General features: G+C 69.7%; 18 protein-coding genes. 7 read left to right on the forward strand and 11 right to left on the reverse strand.

Annotated features, from left to right (window positions below):
* Nucleotides 1-3: 3 nt before the first annotated feature.
* Nucleotides 4-189 carry a hypothetical protein gene (locus AC07NB_RS07940; RefSeq protein WP_291834794.1) on the forward strand — a complete coding sequence of 62 codons (186 nt, stop codon included), beginning with the start codon at nt 4-6 and terminating at the stop codon, nt 187-189.
* Here AC07NB_RS07940 and holA read toward each other — a convergent pair.
* The 4 genes from holA to AC07NB_RS07960 form a co-directional block, all read right to left on the reverse strand.
* Complete coding sequence (gene holA / locus AC07NB_RS07945) at nt 186-1,238, reverse strand: DNA polymerase III subunit delta (RefSeq protein WP_494570510.1); 1,053 nt, start codon at nt 1,236-1,238, stop codon at nt 186-188. The two genes, AC07NB_RS07940 and holA, sit on opposite strands and share 4 nt — an antisense overlap.
* The gene (gene lptE, locus AC07NB_RS07950; protein WP_494570509.1) at nt 1,235-1,726 is read right to left on the reverse strand and encodes an LPS assembly lipoprotein LptE; all 492 of its coding nucleotides are present in this window, start codon (nt 1,724-1,726) and stop codon (nt 1,235-1,237) included. The genes holA and lptE overlap by 4 nt, the downstream gene beginning before the upstream one ends.
* Nucleotides 1,726-4,278, reverse strand: coding sequence for a leucine--tRNA ligase (gene leuS, locus AC07NB_RS07955; RefSeq protein ID WP_494570508.1), 2,553 nt, complete (start codon nt 4,276-4,278; stop codon nt 1,726-1,728). Before leuS ends, lptE begins: the two co-directional genes overlap by 1 nt.
* A gap of 63 nt (nt 4,279-4,341) precedes the next feature.
* Nucleotides 4,342-4,815 carry a DUF3576 domain-containing protein gene (locus tag AC07NB_RS07960; protein ID WP_492311919.1) on the reverse strand — a complete coding sequence of 158 codons (474 nt, stop codon included), beginning with the start codon at nt 4,813-4,815 and terminating at the stop codon, nt 4,342-4,344.
* Nucleotides 4,816-5,152: 337 nt separating this feature from the next.
* On the opposite strand from AC07NB_RS07960, the gene AC07NB_RS07965 reads away from it, so the two are divergent.
* Complete coding sequence (locus tag AC07NB_RS07965; protein WP_291834778.1) at nt 5,153-5,548, forward strand: NtrZ family periplasmic regulatory protein; 396 nt, start codon at nt 5,153-5,155, stop codon at nt 5,546-5,548.
* Here the strand turns inward: AC07NB_RS07965 and AC07NB_RS07970 are convergent.
* On the reverse strand, nt 5,545-6,201 hold the full coding sequence (locus AC07NB_RS07970) for a thiamine phosphate synthase (protein WP_494570507.1): 657 nt from the start codon (nt 6,199-6,201) through the stop codon (nt 5,545-5,547). The two genes, AC07NB_RS07965 and AC07NB_RS07970, sit on opposite strands and share 4 nt — an antisense overlap.
* Here AC07NB_RS07970 and AC07NB_RS07975 point away from each other — a divergent pair.
* Both AC07NB_RS07975 and AC07NB_RS07980 read left to right on the forward strand, forming a co-directional pair.
* Entirely contained in the window at nt 6,200-6,901 is a 702-nt protein-coding gene (locus tag AC07NB_RS07975) for a YggS family pyridoxal phosphate-dependent enzyme (RefSeq protein WP_494570506.1), read from the forward strand. The two genes, AC07NB_RS07970 and AC07NB_RS07975, sit on opposite strands and share 2 nt — an antisense overlap.
* A 63-nt stretch (nt 6,902-6,964) precedes the next feature.
* The gene (locus AC07NB_RS07980) at nt 6,965-7,651 is read left to right on the forward strand and encodes a response regulator transcription factor (RefSeq protein WP_291834768.1); all 687 of its coding nucleotides are present in this window, start codon (nt 6,965-6,967) and stop codon (nt 7,649-7,651) included.
* Between the two features lie 63 nt (nt 7,652-7,714).
* On the opposite strand, the gene AC07NB_RS07985 is transcribed toward AC07NB_RS07980, so the two are convergent.
* Complete coding sequence (locus tag AC07NB_RS07985) at nt 7,715-8,605, reverse strand: LysR family transcriptional regulator (RefSeq protein WP_494570505.1); 891 nt, start codon at nt 8,603-8,605, stop codon at nt 7,715-7,717.
* Nucleotides 8,606-8,698: 93 nt separating this feature from the next.
* On the opposite strand from AC07NB_RS07985, the gene AC07NB_RS07990 reads away from it, so the two are divergent.
* On the forward strand, nt 8,699-10,231 hold the full coding sequence (locus tag AC07NB_RS07990) for an MFS transporter (RefSeq protein WP_494570504.1): 1,533 nt from the start codon (nt 8,699-8,701) through the stop codon (nt 10,229-10,231).
* On the opposite strand, the gene AC07NB_RS07995 is transcribed toward AC07NB_RS07990, so the two are convergent.
* Nucleotides 10,228-11,262, reverse strand: coding sequence for an aldo/keto reductase (locus tag AC07NB_RS07995; RefSeq protein WP_291834759.1), 1,035 nt, complete (start codon nt 11,260-11,262; stop codon nt 10,228-10,230). The two genes, AC07NB_RS07990 and AC07NB_RS07995, sit on opposite strands and share 4 nt — an antisense overlap.
* Before the next feature lie 11 nt (nt 11,263-11,273).
* Nucleotides 11,274-12,458 (reverse strand): MFS transporter, encoded by a 1,185-nt coding sequence (locus AC07NB_RS08000; protein WP_494570503.1) that lies wholly within the window; start codon nt 12,456-12,458, stop codon nt 11,274-11,276.
* Nucleotides 12,459-12,533: 75 nt separating this feature from the next.
* Between AC07NB_RS08000 and AC07NB_RS08005 the strand changes: the two genes are divergently transcribed.
* Nucleotides 12,534-13,439, forward strand: a complete 906-nt coding sequence (locus AC07NB_RS08005) for a LysR family transcriptional regulator (RefSeq protein WP_494570502.1) — start codon at nt 12,534-12,536, stop codon at nt 13,437-13,439.
* Here AC07NB_RS08005 and xth read toward each other — a convergent pair.
* The 3 genes from xth to AC07NB_RS08020 all read right to left on the reverse strand — a co-directional run bounded on the left by xth (nt 13,436) and on the right by AC07NB_RS08020 (nt 16,070).
* Entirely contained in the window at nt 13,436-14,230 is a 795-nt protein-coding gene (gene xth / locus AC07NB_RS08010) for an exodeoxyribonuclease III (protein WP_492311912.1), read from the reverse strand. The genes AC07NB_RS08005 and xth overlap by 4 nt on opposite strands.
* A gap of 4 nt (nt 14,231-14,234) precedes the next feature.
* The gene (locus AC07NB_RS08015) at nt 14,235-15,182 is read right to left on the reverse strand and encodes a hypothetical protein (protein ID WP_494570501.1); all 948 of its coding nucleotides are present in this window, start codon (nt 15,180-15,182) and stop codon (nt 14,235-14,237) included.
* A gap of 255 nt (nt 15,183-15,437) precedes the next feature.
* Nucleotides 15,438-16,070 carry a LolA family protein gene (locus AC07NB_RS08020; RefSeq protein ID WP_291840245.1) on the reverse strand — a complete coding sequence of 211 codons (633 nt, stop codon included), beginning with the start codon at nt 16,068-16,070 and terminating at the stop codon, nt 15,438-15,440.
* Nucleotides 16,071-16,267: 197 nt separating this feature from the next.
* Here AC07NB_RS08020 and AC07NB_RS08025 point away from each other — a divergent pair, with 197 nt between their 5' ends.
* Entirely contained in the window at nt 16,268-16,897 is a 630-nt protein-coding gene (locus tag AC07NB_RS08025) for a GNAT family N-acetyltransferase (RefSeq protein ID WP_494570500.1), read from the forward strand.
* Nucleotide 16,898: the final 1 nt, after the last annotated feature.

Consider the following 16,898-nt stretch of genomic DNA (forward strand, 5'->3'; position numbering starts at 1 on the left):
GCCATGACCGACAAGCCGACCAATCCGACCGCTGAAGCGATGAAGAAGGCGCTGGCCGCCAAGAAGGCCGGAGGCGGCGCGCCGTCCGCGGGCGGTTTCAAACCCGCCCAGCACGCCGAAAAGACCATGGCCCGTCAAAGCGCGGCGGCGAACAAGCCGGCCTTCCGCAAGGCGTCGAAGCGGGGTTAAAGCCCCAGCCTTCTGGCGCGCGACGAAATCTCCAGCAGCAGGCGTTCGGCGATCAGCTGGTCGGGCGAGCCCGTGGTCTTGGTGGCGATGTCGGCGGCGTTGACGCTGTCCAGGACCTTGTCGAGGTCGTCCAGACGCCAGCTGCGGGCCTGGCGGAGCATTTCCGCCTCCTGTTTCCAGAACACGCCCGCGGCCTTGGCGGCCTCCTTGGCGTTCGCCCCGTTCGTTTGCAAGACATTGATCCTGCGGAGCTTTCCGAGGTGGATCGACGCTTGTCTCACCGCCATGACAGGGCTTTCACCTTCGGCCAGGGCGCGCCGAAGGCCGGACTGGGCGGGGCCGGGGCGTCCGCCGAAGGCCTGCAGGGCGGCGTCCTGCAGCGAGGCGTCGGGTTCGACTCCCAGATGCAGTTCCAGCTCCGCGGTGTCGATGCTGCGGCCGCTGCCCGGGCCGATGTAGAGCACCAGCCGCTCGATCTCCTGCCGCATCAGGCCGCGTTCGCGGGGCAGGCGGGCGACGAAACGGTCCAGGGCGTCCTGGGTCAGGCCGACCTTGTCGGCGGCCAGGGCTTCGCGCGTCATCCGGGCCACGTCGCCGGTCTCGTCCTCGTAGCAGGCGATGCCCACGGCGCCCTTATCGGCCTCGGCGGCCTTGCGCAGGGCGGAGTCGCGGCCAAGGGCCCCGGCCTCGATGACCAGCATGCAGTCGGGATTGAAATCGCCGGCGGCGTGGGATTTCAGCGCCGCCGCCAACATCTTGTCGATCGAGGCCTTCTCGGCCGACAGACGCACCCGCACCAGCCGGCGGCCGCCGATCATGCTCAGCGCGGTCAGGGCCTCATCCAGCCGGACCTCGTCGCCGTCGATATCGCTGTCCGTCAGGACGGTGACATTGAAGGGGTCGTTGAGGTCCGGGGTGATCGCCTTGCACAGGATCTCGGCCCGTTCGGCCACGCCCGAGCGGTCCTTGCCGTGGATGACGGCGGCGCGAACGCCCTTGTCCGGAGACTTCAGGAAGCGATCGACCTCGGGCCGCTTCGACAGGATCACGGGGCGGACAGGGTCCTGAGGAGGTCCAGCCGGATCAGGCGCGCCAGTTCGGCCGCCGCACGCTCCTCACCGTCCTGCTGGGCGGCGATGGCGGCGTAGGGCTGGTCGGCCGCGGCGTAGGTGGTGGTGACGGTCTCGACGCCGGTGACGGGGTCGCCGCCGGTCGTCGGGGTCAGGGTCCAGGTCCCGCGCACAGTCAGCTCATAGCGGGTGGCGGTGTCGTCGATGCGCCGGCCCATGGGGCGGCGCGACTGTTCAAGGGTGGTCTGGAGACGCCACAGGGGCGTCTGCGACCCGTCGCGGCCCAGGGCGTCCTCGAGCTGCTCGCGGACGCGGTAGCCCAGGCGGTCATCCTGGGTGGTGACGTCGATGCGCGACAGCGACGTCCCGGCGCCGGCGTCGCCATACAAGGGCGTGAAGCCGCAACCGGCCAGTCCCAGTGATGCGACAAGCGCCAACGCCAAACCGCGGGGTGCGAGCATTCTCATCAGGCGACCACCACGTTGACGATCCGATCCTTGACCACGACGATCTTTCTCACGGTCAGACCCTCCAGCCGCGCCTGAACGTCCGGATCGGCCAGGACGATGGCCTCCACCGCCGCCGGCTCCAGTCCACGGGCGACGCGGATCTCGCCGCGGCGCTTGCCGTTGACCTGGATGGGCAGGGTGACCTCGTCGTCGGCCGCCAGCGCCGGATCGTATTCCGGCCAGGGCGCGTCGAGGATCATCCCCTCTTCGCCCAGCCGCGTCCAGCCTTCCTCGGCCAGGTGGGGGGTGAACGGAGCGACCAGACGCAGCAGGGCGGACAGGGCCTGGCGCCGGGCCTCGCCGCCCGCCGTCTGGTGATCGCGCACGGTGGCGACGAAGGCGTAGAGCTTGGCGATGGCCGAGTTGAAGCGGAAGCCGGTGATGCCTTCCGACACGGCCTTGATAGCCTTGTGGGTCTCGCGCAGCAGGGCGGCGTTCGCGCCGGCCTCGCCGGCGAAGGCGGGGTCGTAGCCCTCGATCTCGGCCCAGACGCGCTGGACGAAGCGGCTGGCGCCCTCGACGCCGCCGGGGGTCCATTGCACGTCGCGCTCGGGCGGGCTGTCGGACAGGACGAACAGGCGTCCGGCGTCGACGCCATAGGTCTCGACGATCTCCTGCGGCGCGACGACGTTCTTCTTGGACTTCGACATCTTCTCGATGTCGCCGATGGTCAGGGTCTCGCCGGTCGAGAGCTGGCGGGCCGAGCGGACCCCGTTGTCGTTGGACAGCTCGACGTCCGTCGGCTCGACCCAGGCGCCGTCGGCGCGGCGGTAGGTCTCGTGGACCACCATCCCCTGGGTGAAGAGGCCGGCGAAGGGCTCCTTGACCGTCATCAGGCCGGCGTCGCTCAGGGCGCGGCTGATGAAGCGGGCGTAGAGCAGGTGAAGCACCGCATGCTCGACGCCGCCGATGTACTGGTCGACCGGCAGCCAGTGGTCGGCCGCGCTGCGCGAGATCGGCTCGGCCGCCGTCGGATCGGTGAAGCGGGCGAAATACCAGCTGGAATCCACGAAGGTGTCCAGCGTGTCTGTCTCGCGGGTCGCATCACCGTGACACGACGGGCATTTGACGTGTTTCCAGGTCGGGTGGCGGTCCAGAGGATTGCCGGGCGTGTCGAAGGTCACGTCCTTGGGCAGCTCCACGGGCAGGTCGGCGGCGGGCACGGCGCCGCAGGACGGGCAGTGGACGATGGGGATCGGACAGCCCCAGTAGCGCTGGCGGCTGACGCCCCAGTCGCGCAGGCGATAGATGGTCTTGCCCTCGCCCTGGCCGGCCGCCTCAATGCGGGCGATGGCCGCGGCCTTGGCCGCTTCGATTTCCAGGCCGTCCAGGAAGTCCGACTGGAAGATGGTTCCGGGGCCCGTGTAAGCCTCTGTTCCAACGACGAAATCATCACCGACGCCATCAGGTCTCACAACCGGGATGATCGGCAACCGGTATTTGGTCGCGAACTCGAAGTCGCGCTGGTCATGGGCGGGACATCCGAAGATGGCGCCGGTGCCGTAGTCGGACAGGATGAAGTTGGCGATCCAGACGCTGACCTCGCGGCCGTCGAACGGATGCCGGACCTTCAGACCGGTGTCGAAGCCGATCTTTTCAGCCTGTTCGATCTCGGCCTGGGTCGAGCCGCCCTTGCGGCATTCGGCGACGAAGGCGGCGGCGTCGGGGTTGGTCTCGGCCAGGGCGCGGGCGACCGGATGATCGGCGGCGATGCCCATGAAGCTGGCGCCGAACAGGGTGTCCGGGCGGGTGGTGTAGATCTCCAGCCCGTCGGGCGCGCCGGCGGGGGCTTCCCCGGCCCAGGCCCAGGTCATCTGCAGACCCTTGGAGCGGCCGATCCAGTTCTCCTGCATCAGGCGGACCTTGTCGGGCCAGCGGCCTTCCAGTTCCTTCAGGCCCTCGATCAGGTCGTCGGCGTAGTCGGTGATGCGCAGGAACCACTGGTTCAGCTTGCGCTTCTCGACGATCGCGCCCGAGCGCCAGCCGCGGCCGTCGACGACCTGCTCATTGGCCAGGACGGTGTTGTCGACCGGATCCCAGTTGACGACCGAGTCCTTGCGATAGACCAGGCCGCGCTTGAACAGCTCCAGGAACCAGGCCTGCTGCTTGCCGTAGTAGGCCGGGTCGCAGGTGGCGAATTCACGCGACCAGTCCAGCGAGAGGCCCAGCAGCTTCAGCTGTTCGCGCATGGCGGCGATGTTGGACCAGGTCCAGTCGCCGGGATGGACGCCACGCTCGATGGCCGCGTTCTCGGCGGGCAGGCCGAAGGCGTCCCAGCCCATCGGATGCAGGACGTCGAATCCCTGGGCCCGTTTGGAGCGCGCGACCACGTCGCCCATGACGTAGTTGCGGGCGTGGCCCATGTGGATGTTCCCCGACGGATAGGGGAACATCTCCAGCACATAGTATTTCGGCTTTCCCGTGCCTTGGGTCGGGGTGCGGAAGGCGTCGGCGGCCGCCCAGCGGGCCTGCTGGCGGGGTTCGGCGGTCTTGGGCTCGTAGCGGGCCACGGGAATCCTTGAGGCTGCTCCTGAAGGGCGCGGCCTAAAGGAGGCGGTGGTCGTGAGAGGGTGTTAGCCGGCGTTCTGGAGGTTGAGCTGGCGCGCCTTGGTCAGGATCGCGTTCTCCAGGTCGGTTTCCGTCTGGGCCGCCACCGGAGCGCCGACCCAATTGCCCGTCGCATCGCGCGTTTCCTTGGTCACGGTGACGTTCAGGGCGTCGGCGCGCAGGCGGGTGTCGAGGATGAAGACGGTCGCCTTGAAGCGCTCGTTCGGCGTCTGCGGGTCGGTGAACCAGTCGTAGTTGATCACGCCGCCCCACGGGTCGGCGTTGGCCAGCGGCATGAAGGCGAAGGTGTCCAGGGTGGCGCGCCACAGATAGGCGTTCACGCCGATGCCCGTCTGGGCGGCGCGCGCCGCTGTGGCCGAGGGCTTTCCGCCGCCGAAGACGTCGCCGACGGTGGGACCGAAGGGACGTTCGGCAGAGCAGGCGCCCAGCACCAGGCCCGAGGCGATCAGGGCGAGCGTCGCACCGCGAACCAGCACCATCGAGAGTTCTCCATTCGATCAAGGGCGTACGCCGGACCTTCCGTCGCACGCGCCGGGCCGCCCGAACGCGGGTCAGAGCCGAAGCGAGGCTCTATAACACGGCGAAAAGGGGCGATGACAAGGCGAAGACGTTTCAAGCGGCGCCGGATCGTGTCCGGGAGGCGGCGCGCACGCGGCGGGGGAGGCGGTGGCCGTGACGCTCGCGCCACAGGAGTCCCTCTGAGTCGTACGGAACTGACGTTCAGCGTCGCCGTTCCGTTGACCGGGCTGTCCGGCGGTGTCTAGTTGCCGGATACAGATCACGCCGGGACCCCCGGCGGGACATGAAGGGCAGGATATGCGCAAGAGCGCCGTCATCGCTGGACTGGTCGCGGGGCTCGCCCTCGTCGCCGCCGCTGACGCCGCCGCGGCCCAAACCGCGACGCGCGGGCGTGCGCCTGCGGTGTCCCTGAGTGAAGCCAGCGCCGCCCGCACCGCCACGCCGAGCCAGAACCAGAGCCGTCTGCGCTTCACCGAGCGCGGCCGCTGGGGCCTGGACCTGAACCTGAACCAGCCCGTCGGCCGCGAAGACTCCCTCGGCGACGTCGAGGCCGGGGCCTACTACCGCGTCAACCCGCGCCTGCGCGTCGGGGCCGCCGCCGGCCTGGCCGAGACTGAACGCGATCCGGCCCGCGCGCCGCAGACCGAGCGTCCGACGGCCCGCTTCCGTCTGGAATCGATCTTCCGCTTCTAATCGGCTTCGAAGGCCGCGCGGACCGACCCCACTCCCGCTATTCCATAGACGCCCGAGCCGATGAGCGTGTGCGCGTTCGACGCGTCGACGCCGCCCAGGGCGTAGATGGGCGCCGGGGCGGCGGCCTGGGCTAGCGCCTTCAATCGATCCACGCCGAGCGGGACCTTGGATGCGGAGGCTCCGCCCGCGGGGAAGATCGGGGATACGATCAGGGCATCGATCCCGACGATATCAGGAACGGCGGACAGGCCGTGGAAGGCGGCGGTGATCGTCCAGCCCGGATGGCGGGCCGCCAGGGCGGGGGCCTGGTCCGTCGCCGCTTCGGGCAGGTGGACGCCGTCAGCCTGGACCGTCTCGGCCAGGGCGGCGTCCAGGCCGATCAGCAGCAGGCCGTCGCGCCGCCGCGTCGCCTCGCGCAGCCGCAGCGCCGTCTCGAGGGCGTCCGGCGCGCCGAAATGGCGCCAGACCACGCCGGCGCCGACGGGCAGGCGTTCGGCGACCTCCCACGGACGCGGCGTGCGTTCGGGATCGGTGAAGAACAGCAGAGGCGGCAGGTTGGGACGCGGGCGGCCTTGCGCCCGGCTGACTTTGGCCGCTTCACGGGCTAGACCGCTGGCGATCCGCCACAGGGTATCCGCGTCCGACCGGTTCATGACCTCCTCTTCCCCCGATCCCTCCATCGCGTCCAGCTTCGACGCCGTCCGTCGCAAGATCGCCCGCGCCTGCCGCATCGCCGGGCGCGATCCGGCGACCGTGATCCTGACCGCGGTGACCAAGACCCAGCCTGACGTCGCCCTGGAGGCGGCGCTGGCCGCGGGACAGCGGGTGTTCGGCGAGAACCGGGTTCAGGAGGCGCAAGGACACTGGTCCGGTCGCCGGGACGCGCCGGGCCTCGAACTGCGCCTGATCGGGCCGCTACAGACCAACAAGGTCGCCGACGCCGTCGCCCTGTTTGAGGTCATCGAGACCCTGGACCGGCCGAAACTGGTCGAGGCGCTGGCGACGGAGGGGGCGAAGGCGGGCCGGACGCCGCGGGTGCTGGTGCAGGTCAATACGGGCGCCGAGCCGCAGAAGGCCGGGGTTCCGCCGGAAGAGGCCGACGCCCTGGTCGCGCAGGCGCGGGCCGCGGGGCTGACCGTCGAGGGCCTGATGTGCATTCCGCCGGCGGACGAGGCCCCCGGCATCCATTTCGCCCTGCTGCGCAAGATCGCGCGCCGCAACGGACTGGACGTCCTGTCGATGGGGATGAGCGGCGACTATGAGGTCGCGATCCGCTTCGGCGCGACCCATGTTCGCATCGGTTCGGCCCTGTTCGGGGAACGAAATCGCGGCGAAACGCCCTCTGTGGACTGAAAATCACGCCCTAACGGACCGGCGCCCTTGGCGTTTGGACCGGCTCTCTCCATTGTTGGACCCATGCCGACGCCCAAGACGATCCTGATCATCGACGACGACGACGACCTGCGCGAGGCGCTTGCCGAGCAGCTGGCGCTCCACGAGGCCTTCCGCCCGGTCCAGGCCTCGACGGCCACCGAGGGCGTGAAGATGGGCCGTGAGGTCCGCGCCGACCTGATCCTGCTCGACGTCGACCTGCCGGACATGGACGGCCGAGAGGCTTGCCGCCTGCTGCGCAAGGACGGCGTCTCGACCCCGATCATCATGCTGACCGCCCAGTCGTCGGATTCCGACACGGTGCTGGGGCTGGAGTCGGGGGCCAACGACTACGTCACCAAGCCCTTCCGCTTCGCGGTCCTGCTGGCGCGCATCCGCGCCCATCTGCGCAGCCATGAACAGTCGGAAGACGCCGTCTTCCGTATCGGGCCTTATGAATTCCGTCCGGCGGCCAAGGTCCTTGTCGACGACAAGGGCAAGAAGGTCCGGCTGACCGAGAAGGAAACCAATATCCTGAAGTACCTCTACCGCGCCGGGGCCAAGGCCGTGTCGCGCGAGGAGCTGCTGACCGAGGTCTGGGGCTACAACGCCGGGGTCACGACCCATACGCTGGAAACCCACATCTACCGCCTGCGCCAGAAGATCGAGCCCGAGCCCGGTCAGGCGCGGCTGCTGCTGACCGACGCGGGCGGCTACCGGCTCCAGCCCTAGATCATTTTGGCTTCAGGTCGTTTCGACCAGACTCCAAAAAACGGTCCAGCATCAGATTTCGCTCTAGGCCAGGGCGGCGACCGGCGCGTCCGCCTCTCGGGAGCGGTGCGACCGGAACCCGGCCGCGATCGTCCGCAGGGCCTCGCGGGACTTGGTGTCGACGAGGGTGGAGAACAGCAGGATCTCCGAGTCGGGCAGGGGCGGCAGCGCATAGCGCTCGCTCACCTCGACCGTCCCGGGCGGCGCGAGCCGCAGGGGAAAGACCGCGATCGCGACCCCCGCCGACACGGCCGCGGCGACGGCCGAGGAACTGCCGCCCACGAACACCTCCGACCAGGCGATGCCGGCGGCGTCGAGCGCCTGGGTCGCGATGTTCCTGACGCCGCATTCGGCCGACAGGGCGGCGAACCGCAACGGCTCGTCCGGCCTGCAGCGAAGATTGGGCGACGCGAACCAGCCGAAATGTTCGGGGCCCAGCACTTCGCCGTCGCGCCGGACGTCCTCACGCCGGACGATGGCGGCGTCCAGCTCCCCACGGTCGAAGGCGTCCAGCAGCGCGCGAGGCGTCTCGATCCGCACCTCGATGGTGAGGCAGGGGTCGTAGGCGTTGAGATGCGCCAGCAGGGTGGTCACCTCGGGTCCAGCCACATGGGCGGCGACGCCCAGGGCGAAGCGCCGACGCGTCGCTGACAGTGTGGCGACCGCTTTTTCGTGCGCGGCCAGGAATTCGCGGGCGGCGTCGATGAACAGGGCGCCCTGGGGCGAGAGCCGGACCAGCCGGGGCGTGCGTTCGACCAGCCGCTGGCCCAACTGGTCCTCCAGCCGCCGGAGCTTGACGCTGATCGCCCCCTGCGTGGACCCGAGCGCCTCGGCCGCGCGCGTGAAGCTGCTCAGGTCGGCGATGGCGACGAAGACGCGTACGGCGGCGACGTCGAGAATGGTGGGTGATGTCATTCGAAATCGTTATCTCTGAAATGGTCAGACATCCAGTTCTGTTGTGACTGGAACCTCCCTAGGTTCGCCGCTCGCCATCACGAGAGGCTTTCCATGACGACCGCTCCCACTGCATCCGCGTCCCGACGCGGCGTGATCGCCCTGCTGGCGGTCTGCCTGTCCGCCCTGATGTTCGGCCTGGAGATTTCCAGCATCCCGGCGATCCTGCCGACGCTCAGGGACCCGGCGGTTCTGGGCGCGGACTTCGCCGAGCTGCAGTGGATCATGAACGCCTACACCATCGCCGTGACGGTGGTGCTGATGGGGACGGGGACCCTGGCCGACCGTTTCGGGCGCAAGCGGGTTTTCATGGCCAGCGTCGTCGCCTTCGGCCTGGCGTCCCTGATGTGCGGCCTGGCCCCGAACACGCCGGTCCTGATCGCGGCCCGCGCCCTTCAGGGCCTGGGCGGCGGGGCCATGCTGGTTTGCGGGATCGCGGTCCTGTCCAACCAGTTCCGCACTGCGAGCGAGCGAAGCAGGGCCTTCGCCTGGTGGGGGGTCGTCGCCGGCGTCGGCCTGGGATTCGGCCCGCTGATCGGCGGCGGGATCGTCTCGGTCTGGGGCTGGGAATGGGTGTTCCTGATCCACGGCGTCCTGGCGGTGGCCGTGATCGTACTGGCGGCGCTCGCCATCGAGGAATCCCGCGACCCGGACGCGGCGCGCCTGGACCTGGCCGGCATGGCGACCCTTTCCCTGACGGTGTTCTGCCTCGCCTGGTACATTACCCAGGGTCCGGCGCTCGGCTTCGCCAACCCGGTGGCGCTCGCCGTGCTGGGCGTCTGCGTGGCCAGCGCGGTCGCCTTCGTGCTGGTCGAACGGGCGACCCGGCGGCCGATGATCGATTTCTCGATCTTCCGCATCCGCGCCTTCTCGGGCGCGATCCTGGGGTCGGCGGCGATGAACGTCAGCTACTGGCCCTTCATGATCTACCTGCCGATCTGGTTCAGCGCCGGCCTGCACCTGGACAGCGTCGCCGCCGGGATCGGGCTGCTGGCCTATACGCTGCCGACGCTGGTCATGCCGCCGATCGCGGAACGCCTGTCCCTGCGCCTTCAGCCACGCGTCGTCATTCCGGCCGGACTGTTCACCATCGGGCTCGGCTTCTTCCTGATGCGGCTGGGGAGCGAGACGGCGGACGCCAGCGCCCTGACCATCCTGCCGGGCTGCGTCATCGCCGGCATGGGACTGGGACTGACGAACACGCCCGTCACCAACACCACGACGGGCGCCGCGCCGCCCGAGCGCGCCGGTATGGCGTCAGGCGTCGACATGAGCGCGCGCATGATCTCCCTGGCGGTGAACATCGCCTTGATGGGCTTCATCCTGTTGGAAGGCGTTCGCGCCTCTCTGGCCGCCGCCTCACCCGCGGGCGCCGACGCCGCCAGCCTGAAGGCGATCGCCGAACAGGTCGCCGCCGGAACCACGCCGCCGATCGAGGCAGGCGTGCCGGCGGCGGTCGTCCATCAGGCCCTGGCCGACGGCATGGGCGGGGTGCTGCTCTTCGGCGGCGTCAGCGTCTGGGTCTTCGCCCTGGCCAGCTGGCTCGCCTTCCGATCGGAGGCGGCCCCAGGCTCCCACCGTCCCTAGACCGGCGGCGGATTGACCGCCCGGAACCCGCCTTCGCCCCAGTACGGGTAGTGGGGATAGGCCGGCGTCACCGCGCTGGCGGCGTCCAGGCGTGCGACCTGTTCAGGCGTCAGCGTCCAGCCCACGGCGCCCAGGTTCTGGCGCAGCTGGTCTTCGTTGCGCGCGCCCAGGATCACGCTGGACACCGTCGGGCGACGCAGGAGCCAGTTGATGGCGATCTGGGGTACGGTCTTGCCGGTCTCGGCCGCGATCTCGTCCAGGGCGTCGACGATGCGGTACAGGCGCTCGTCGTCGACGGGAGGACCGAAGGCGGCGGTGTCGTGCAGGCGGCTGCCGGCGGGCAGGGGCTGTCCGCGGCGGATCTTGCCGGTCAGGCGGCCCCAGCCCAGCGGGCTCCAGACCATGGCGCCGACGCCCTGGTCCAGCCCCAGCGGCATCAGCTCCCATTCGTAGTCGCGGCCGACGAGGGAGTAGTAGGTCTGGTTGGCGACGTATCGCGGCCAGCCGTTGGCGTCGGCGAGCGCGAGCGACTTCATCAGTTGCCAGCCGGAGAAGTTCGAGGCGCCGACGTGCAGGACCTTGCCGGCCTTCACCAGGGCGTCCAGGGCGGCCAGCGTCTCCTCGATCGGGGTGTGGGCGTCGAAGGCGTGCAGTTGCAGCAGATCGATGCGGTCGGTCTGCAGGCGGGCCAGGGCGTCATCGACGGCGCGGAGCAGGCGCGCGCCGCCGGTCCCCTTGTCGGCGGGGTCGTCGCCGAACGGCAGGCCGACCTTGGTGGAGATCAGGGCGGCGTCGCGGCGGCCCTTCAGCGCCTCGCCGAGAATGCTTTCCGACGCGCCGTTGGAATAGACATCGGCGGTGTCGAACAGATTGACCCCGGCTTCCAGGCAGATGTCGATCAGACGCCGGGCGCCGGCGACATCGGTGTCGCCCCAGGCGCTGAACAGCGGCCCCTGACCCCCGAAGGTGCCGGCGCCGAAGCTGAGGACGGGGACTTCGAGCGTGGACGCTCCGAGACGGCGGGTTTCCATGGAGAACTCCTTCAGGCGGGAACGACGCGGGCGCGGCGTTCGATGGAAAGGCTGAGAACGGCCAGCCCCAGGGCGGCCAGGGGCACGGCGGCTGAGATCATCGGCACGGCGGCGATGCCGATGCTCGCGATCACCGCCCCGCCCAGCCAGGCGCCGAAGGCGTTGCCGAGGTTGAAGGCGGCGATGTTCAGGCTGGACGCCAGCCCCTGACCCGCGCCGCCGGCCTGCTGCAGCACGCGCAACTGCAGCGGGGCGACGGTCGAGAAGGCGGCGGCGCCGAGGAAGAAGGTCGCAACGATGGCGCCGATCCGGTCATGGAAGGCCCAGCCGGAGACGAACATCACCAGCGTCAGGGCCGCCAGCGTGCCCAGCAGGGCCGGGGCCAGGCGCCTGTCGGCCAGCTTGCCGCCCAGCAGGTTGCCGCCGACCAGACCCGCGCCGAAGACCAGCAGGATCGGCGAGACGGCGGCCTCGGACCAGCCGGAGATCTCGGTCAGGATCGGCTGGATATAGGTGAAGATGGCGAACACCCCGCCGAAACCCAGCACCGTCATGGCCAGGCCGAGCAGGACCTGCGGGCGCTTGAGCACGGCGAACTCGTCGCGCAGGCGGCCCAGCGGCTCGGTGGTCTTCGTCGCGGGGACGAAGGCGGCGAGGACGGCCAGGGCCAGAATGCCGATGCCGGTGACGGCCAAGAAGGTCGAGCGCCAGCCGAACTGCAGGCCCAGCCAGGCGCCGAACGGCACGCCCAGCAGGGTGGCCAGCGTCAGGCCGGTGAACATGATGGCGATGGCCGAGGCCTTCTTTTCCGGTGCGACGAGCTGGGTCGCCACGACGGCGCCGACGCCGAAGAAGGTGCCGTGGGCCAGGGCCGTCAGGATGCGCGCGGCCATCAGCAGCTCATAGGTCGGTGCCACGGCGCAGGCGAGATTGCCCAGGGTGAAGAGGACCATCAGCACCAGCAGGGTGGTCTTCTTCGGCAGGGTCCGCGTGGCGATGGTCAGCAGGGGCGCGCCGACGAAGACGCCCAGCGCATAGCCGGTCATCAGCAGGCCGGCGGCGGGGACGGAGACGCCCAGATCGCCCGAGACCTGCAGCAGCAGGCCCATGATGACGAACTCGGTGACGCCGATGCCGAAGGCGCCGACGGTCAGGGCATAGAGGGCGAGAGGGGTGCGGGAGGGTGCGCTGGTCATGGAGCGCAGATGGCGGAGCGCCGGTTTCCACACTAGATGTCATCAAAGACCTGCATCTGTGAGATCAAATCAACGATGGCCCGGCTCGACCTGAACCGCTCCGGCGAAATGGAGGTCTTCGTTCGCGTGGTGGCGTCCGGCGGCCTGTCGGCGGCGGCGCGGTCCCTGAAGATGACGCCCTCGGCGGTCAGCAAGCTGCTGTCGCGGCTGGAGGCGCGGCTGGGCGCGCGGCTGATCAACCGCTCGACGCGCAGCCTGACCCTGACGCCCGAGGGGCAGATGTTTCACGATCAGGCGGTCCGGGTGCTGGCCGATATCGACGAGGCCGAGCGGTCGGTGACGGTCTCGGCGACGCCGCGCGGGCGGGTGCGGGTCAATTCCAGCGTGCCGTTCGGCCTGCATTGCCTGATCCCGCTCACCCCCCTGTTCCGCGCCCGCTATCCGGAAGTGGCGCTGGATCTGGTGCTGACCGACCAGGTGGTGAACCTGATGGACGAGCGGGCTGACGTCGCCATCCGCGTCGGCCCCATGCCCGCGTCGCAGCTGATGGCGCGCAAGCTGATCGAGACCCGGATGGTGGTGGTGGCCAGCCCCGACTATTTGGCGCGGCGCGGGACGCCGGAAGCGCTGGACGATCTGGGGGCCCACGACCTGATCGGCTTCAACTTCACCCGCAGCCTGGACGGCTGGCCCTTCGTGACGGCGGACGGACAGCGCATCCTGCGGCCAGTCACGGGACCGACCACCGCCGGGGACGGAGAAAGCGCCCGGGCGCTGGCGCTGGCGGGCGCCGGTCTGGCGCGGCTGTCCCGGTTCCACATCGGCCCCGACATCACGGCGGGGCGGCTCGTCCCCGTGCTGGAGGCGTTCAATCCCGGCGACATCGAGGAGACGCGGGCCGTCTATGTCGGCCACGGCGGGCGACTGCCTTCGCGGGTGCGGGTTTTCCTCGACCTCCTGGCGGAAGAGGTCCGTTTCTAGACGTCGAGGTCCATGGTGACCGGGGCGTGGTCCGAGGGCTGCTCCCAGGCCCGGACATCGTCGTGGATGCGGGCGCTGCCCGGCTTCACCGCGGCGGTCAGCCCCGGCGAGGTCCACAGGTGGTCCAGCCGCAGGCCGCGGTTGGACTTGCGGAAGTCGGCGGCGCGGTAGCTCCACCAGCTGGCCAGCTTTTGCGGCTCCGGGATCTGGTCGCGCAGCACGTCGCAGAAGTCGCCGGCCTCCTGCAGGCGGCGCAGGGTCTCGACCTCGATCGGCGTGTGGCTGACCACCTTGGACATGTAGCGGTGGTTCCAGACGTCGTTCTCGCCTGGCGCGATGTTGAAGTCTCCGGCCAGGACCAGCGGGCGCTGCCGGTCGCGCGTCGCCATGTCGGCGGTCAGCCGCTCGTAGAAGTCCAGCTTGTGGTCGAACTTCGGGTTCACGGCCCGGTCGGGGATGTCTCCGCCAGCGGGAATGTAGAAATTCTGGATTTCGACGCCGTCGACCACGACGCCGACGCAGCGGGCGTGCCCCTCGCGGCAGACGTCCAGCCTGGGGGCCTCGGTGATCGGCTTGCGGCTGGCGATGGCCACGCCGTGCCAGCCCTTCTGGCCGCCGATTTTCAGGTGCGGCAGGCCCATGGCCTCGAAGGCGGCCCGGGGAAACTGGTCCTCCAGGCATTTGATCTCCTGCAGGCACAGGACGTCGGTCCCGCTCTCGGCGACGAAGCGGGAGACCTGATCGGCGCGCAGGCGGACCGAATTGATGTTCCAGGTGGCGATACGAAGCATGGGATCAGCGCAGTTCCGGCAGGCGGCGGGCGACCGAGACGGACAGGCGTTGCAGGCGCTCGGAGAGGGACTTGGTCCGGCCCTTGACGGCGACATGCTCTGGCGCGCCCCAGCGCTTGCGTACGGCGTCGGCCAGGACCTTGTGGCGGTCGTACTGGTGCATGACGGGGCTGACGCTTCCATCCGGATTGGCGATCAGTCCGTCCGGGCGCAGCGCCGGTTGGTTGCGATCGCCGATGGTGGCCACGCGTCCGTAGTTCGGCCGCACGTCGGCTTCGATCAGTCCGAGGTGGACCGCCAGGTTGCAGGCGGCCTGGTCCGCGCCGAAGATTCCGCCGATCTCGGACCGGGGGATGGCGGCCAGCAGAAGGATGGCCTTGCACAGGCGGCTGGCCTCGACGGCGGGGCCGAAGACGGTGCCGACGCACAGGCAGGGCTTGTCCGCGATCCGGGCCGTGACGGCGGGACCGACCAGCGCCTTGAGGTATTTCTGGTCGAAGCTGTGATCGGCGAGGGTCGAGCCTTCGCTTTCGATGAAGACTTCCAGGCCGCGCGCGGGCTCCCCGAACGGATCGCCCTGGAACACCACGTCGCGAACGTCCGTCAGCAGGACCTCCTTCACCCACGGTCGCGCGGTCAGCCAGGCGTCATAGGCGGCGAAACGCTCCATCACGGGATGGGGCGACCATGATCCGGCGGGCAGGTGCTCGGCGGCGGTGACGCCGTATTCGGCGAACAGCGCGCGAATGTCGGGCCGGTCGTCGGCGGTCAGGACGATCTGGCCGTCGAAATGGGCCCGCAGCGACCGGACGAACGGCATCAGGTCAGCGGCGGCGTAGCCGGTCGCATAGCCCAGCACGGCGCGGGGATGGCCGTCCTCCGTCCGCGCGTCTTCGCCGGGCAGGGCGAGCTTGCTGCTGAGCCAGTCGAGGTAGCGAGACGATGCGGACATGCCTGTCCGTACAATGCCGGCGCCGCCCCGAACAGTCCTCGGCGGCGAGCGAAAAAAAGCGCCCGGTCGCAGTGGACCGGGCGCGGGGAAGTTCGTCTCTCTCGCCGCCGGGAAGGGGATGAAATCCGTAGCGGTTCAGATCGGCTCCCGCCGATCTGTTGCGAAAGTGCCACGCATGACGGAAAATGTCAAGCCGATTCCTGTCCCGGTTCCGGCGTGTCGATACGGCCACGCTTCTCGCGGAAGGCGAATGATCTAGTTTCGGCCCGGTCTGCGAGTGGGATCACGCAGCTGGAACAGGCTGGCGGCCAGGTTGGAGGCCGGCTCCAGCGTGGTGAGGCGCGTGGTGGTGCGCCCGCCCTGGGCGTCGATGATGGTCCATTCGCGCAGGCGGAAAGGCTCTCCGGCGAACGACAGAATGATCTGGCCGTCGTTCGGGCGACGCGCGTCTCGCGCCGTGATGGCGAAGGCGCCCGACTGCATGCGGGTGACGCGATCGATGCGGACCCCCTGGTCGAGGCGGACATTGCGCGCCAGGAAGGTCGAGAGCGGCGTCTGGCCCAGCGGCACCTGCTGGAAATTGTTCAGGCGCGGATCGTAGCGCTTCACGTTGTGGCCGTCCGAGACGACCAGCAGGCCGGCCGGGTTGGTGTACTCGAAGCGCATCTTGCCCGGGCGCTGCAGGTAGAAGCGGCCCTCGCGCGACTGGGGTCCCGACACCTCGGTGAACCCGCCCTGGGCCGAGGTCAGCCCCTGCAGATAGGTCTGGGCGCGTCGCAGGGTCGCCTGGTCCTCGGCGGACAGACCGGCCTGGGCGTGGGCGGGCAGGGCCGCGATGGCGGCGACGGCGGCGGATCCAAGCGCGAAGGCTCTACGCGAGACGGTCATCAGGTCTTCTCCCGTTCGGGATGGTTGTCGATCATGCCGTCTTGCAGGTCTTGTCTGTCAGGGGCGTGACCCAAGCCAGACCATATTCCGGCGCTGCGATGAAGCCCTGTTCAGCTTCATCCGATAGACAGCGGGAGGCGAAACGCTCCCGGCGACGGGTCGTTGCCCGAAATCGACGGGATCGCCAGGATGGCGGCATGAGCGCTGATCCCCATCTTCTGGCGACCTGGACCCGCGGCTGGGCCCTGACCCGCGGGGCGCCGGCGCCGGTCCTGGACGCCGGCGCGTGGCGCGTGGACGTCGGCCAGCCCGAGCAGATCGCACGCTACGTCTATGCGGAGGCTGTCGAGGCGGTCCGCGACCGGGCCATGCGAATCCGCGAGCCCCACATCTTCCTGAAGGTCTGCGCCGACGCCGAGACGGTTCGGCCGTTGCTGGACGCGCGATGGGTGGTGCAGCCGCCGGGCTTCGTGATGATCCTGGCCGGAAGCATGGGGCCCGCCGACGTGGCGCCGGACGGCTATCGGCTGGAGATCGAGTCGGGCCCGACCGTCTTCGTCCGCCTGGTCGCGCCGGACGGCGAGGAAGCGGCGCGGGGGCTGGCGGTGGTGGTCGACGGCCGCATCATCTTCGACCGGATCATCACGGCGCCGGAGCACCAGCGCCGGGGACTGGGCAGCCGGGTGATGCGGGCGCTGGAGGCGATCGGGCGTGAACGGGGCGGGCGCGACGGCGTGCTGGTGGCCACGGAAGCCGGTCGCGCTCTGTACGAGCGCCTCGGCTGGCGGCTGCATTCCCCGTACACCACCGCCGTCATCCCAGGCTGAG

This window comes from Brevundimonas sp. GW821-FHT09G01 (assembly GCF_059416065.1).

Coding starts and splice junctions, on each gene's coding strand:
- AC07NB_RS07940 (WP_291834794.1), top strand. CDS start 4: ATGACCGACAAGCCGACCAATCCGACCGCTGAAGCGATGAAGAAGGCG.
- lptE (WP_494570509.1), bottom strand. CDS start 1,726: ATGAGAATGCTCGCACCCCGCGGTTTGGCGTTGGCGCTTGTCGCATCA.
- AC07NB_RS07960 (WP_492311919.1), bottom strand. CDS start 4,815: ATGGTGCTGGTTCGCGGTGCGACGCTCGCCCTGATCGCCTCGGGCCTG.
- AC07NB_RS07965 (WP_291834778.1), top strand. CDS start 5,153: ATGCGCAAGAGCGCCGTCATCGCTGGACTGGTCGCGGGGCTCGCCCTC.
- AC07NB_RS07975 (WP_494570506.1), top strand. CDS start 6,200: ATGACCTCCTCTTCCCCCGATCCCTCCATCGCGTCCAGCTTCGACGCC.
- AC07NB_RS07970 (WP_494570507.1), bottom strand. CDS start 6,201: ATGAACCGGTCGGACGCGGATACCCTGTGGCGGATCGCCAGCGGTCTA.
- AC07NB_RS07980 (WP_291834768.1), top strand. CDS start 6,965: ATGCCGACGCCCAAGACGATCCTGATCATCGACGACGACGACGACCTG.
- AC07NB_RS07985 (WP_494570505.1), bottom strand. CDS start 8,605: ATGACATCACCCACCATTCTCGACGTCGCCGCCGTACGCGTCTTCGTC.
- AC07NB_RS07990 (WP_494570504.1), top strand. CDS start 8,699: ATGACGACCGCTCCCACTGCATCCGCGTCCCGACGCGGCGTGATCGCC.
- AC07NB_RS07995 (WP_291834759.1), bottom strand. CDS start 11,262: ATGGAAACCCGCCGTCTCGGAGCGTCCACGCTCGAAGTCCCCGTCCTC.
- AC07NB_RS08000 (WP_494570503.1), bottom strand. CDS start 12,458: ATGACCAGCGCACCCTCCCGCACCCCTCTCGCCCTCTATGCCCTGACC.
- AC07NB_RS08005 (WP_494570502.1), top strand. CDS start 12,534: ATGGCCCGGCTCGACCTGAACCGCTCCGGCGAAATGGAGGTCTTCGTT.
- xth (WP_492311912.1), bottom strand. CDS start 14,230: ATGCTTCGTATCGCCACCTGGAACATCAATTCGGTCCGCCTGCGCGCC.
- AC07NB_RS08015 (WP_494570501.1), bottom strand. CDS start 15,182: ATGTCCGCATCGTCTCGCTACCTCGACTGGCTCAGCAGCAAGCTCGCC.
- AC07NB_RS08020 (WP_291840245.1), bottom strand. CDS start 16,070: ATGACCGTCTCGCGTAGAGCCTTCGCGCTTGGATCCGCCGCCGTCGCC.
- AC07NB_RS08025 (WP_494570500.1), top strand. CDS start 16,268: ATGAGCGCTGATCCCCATCTTCTGGCGACCTGGACCCGCGGCTGGGCC.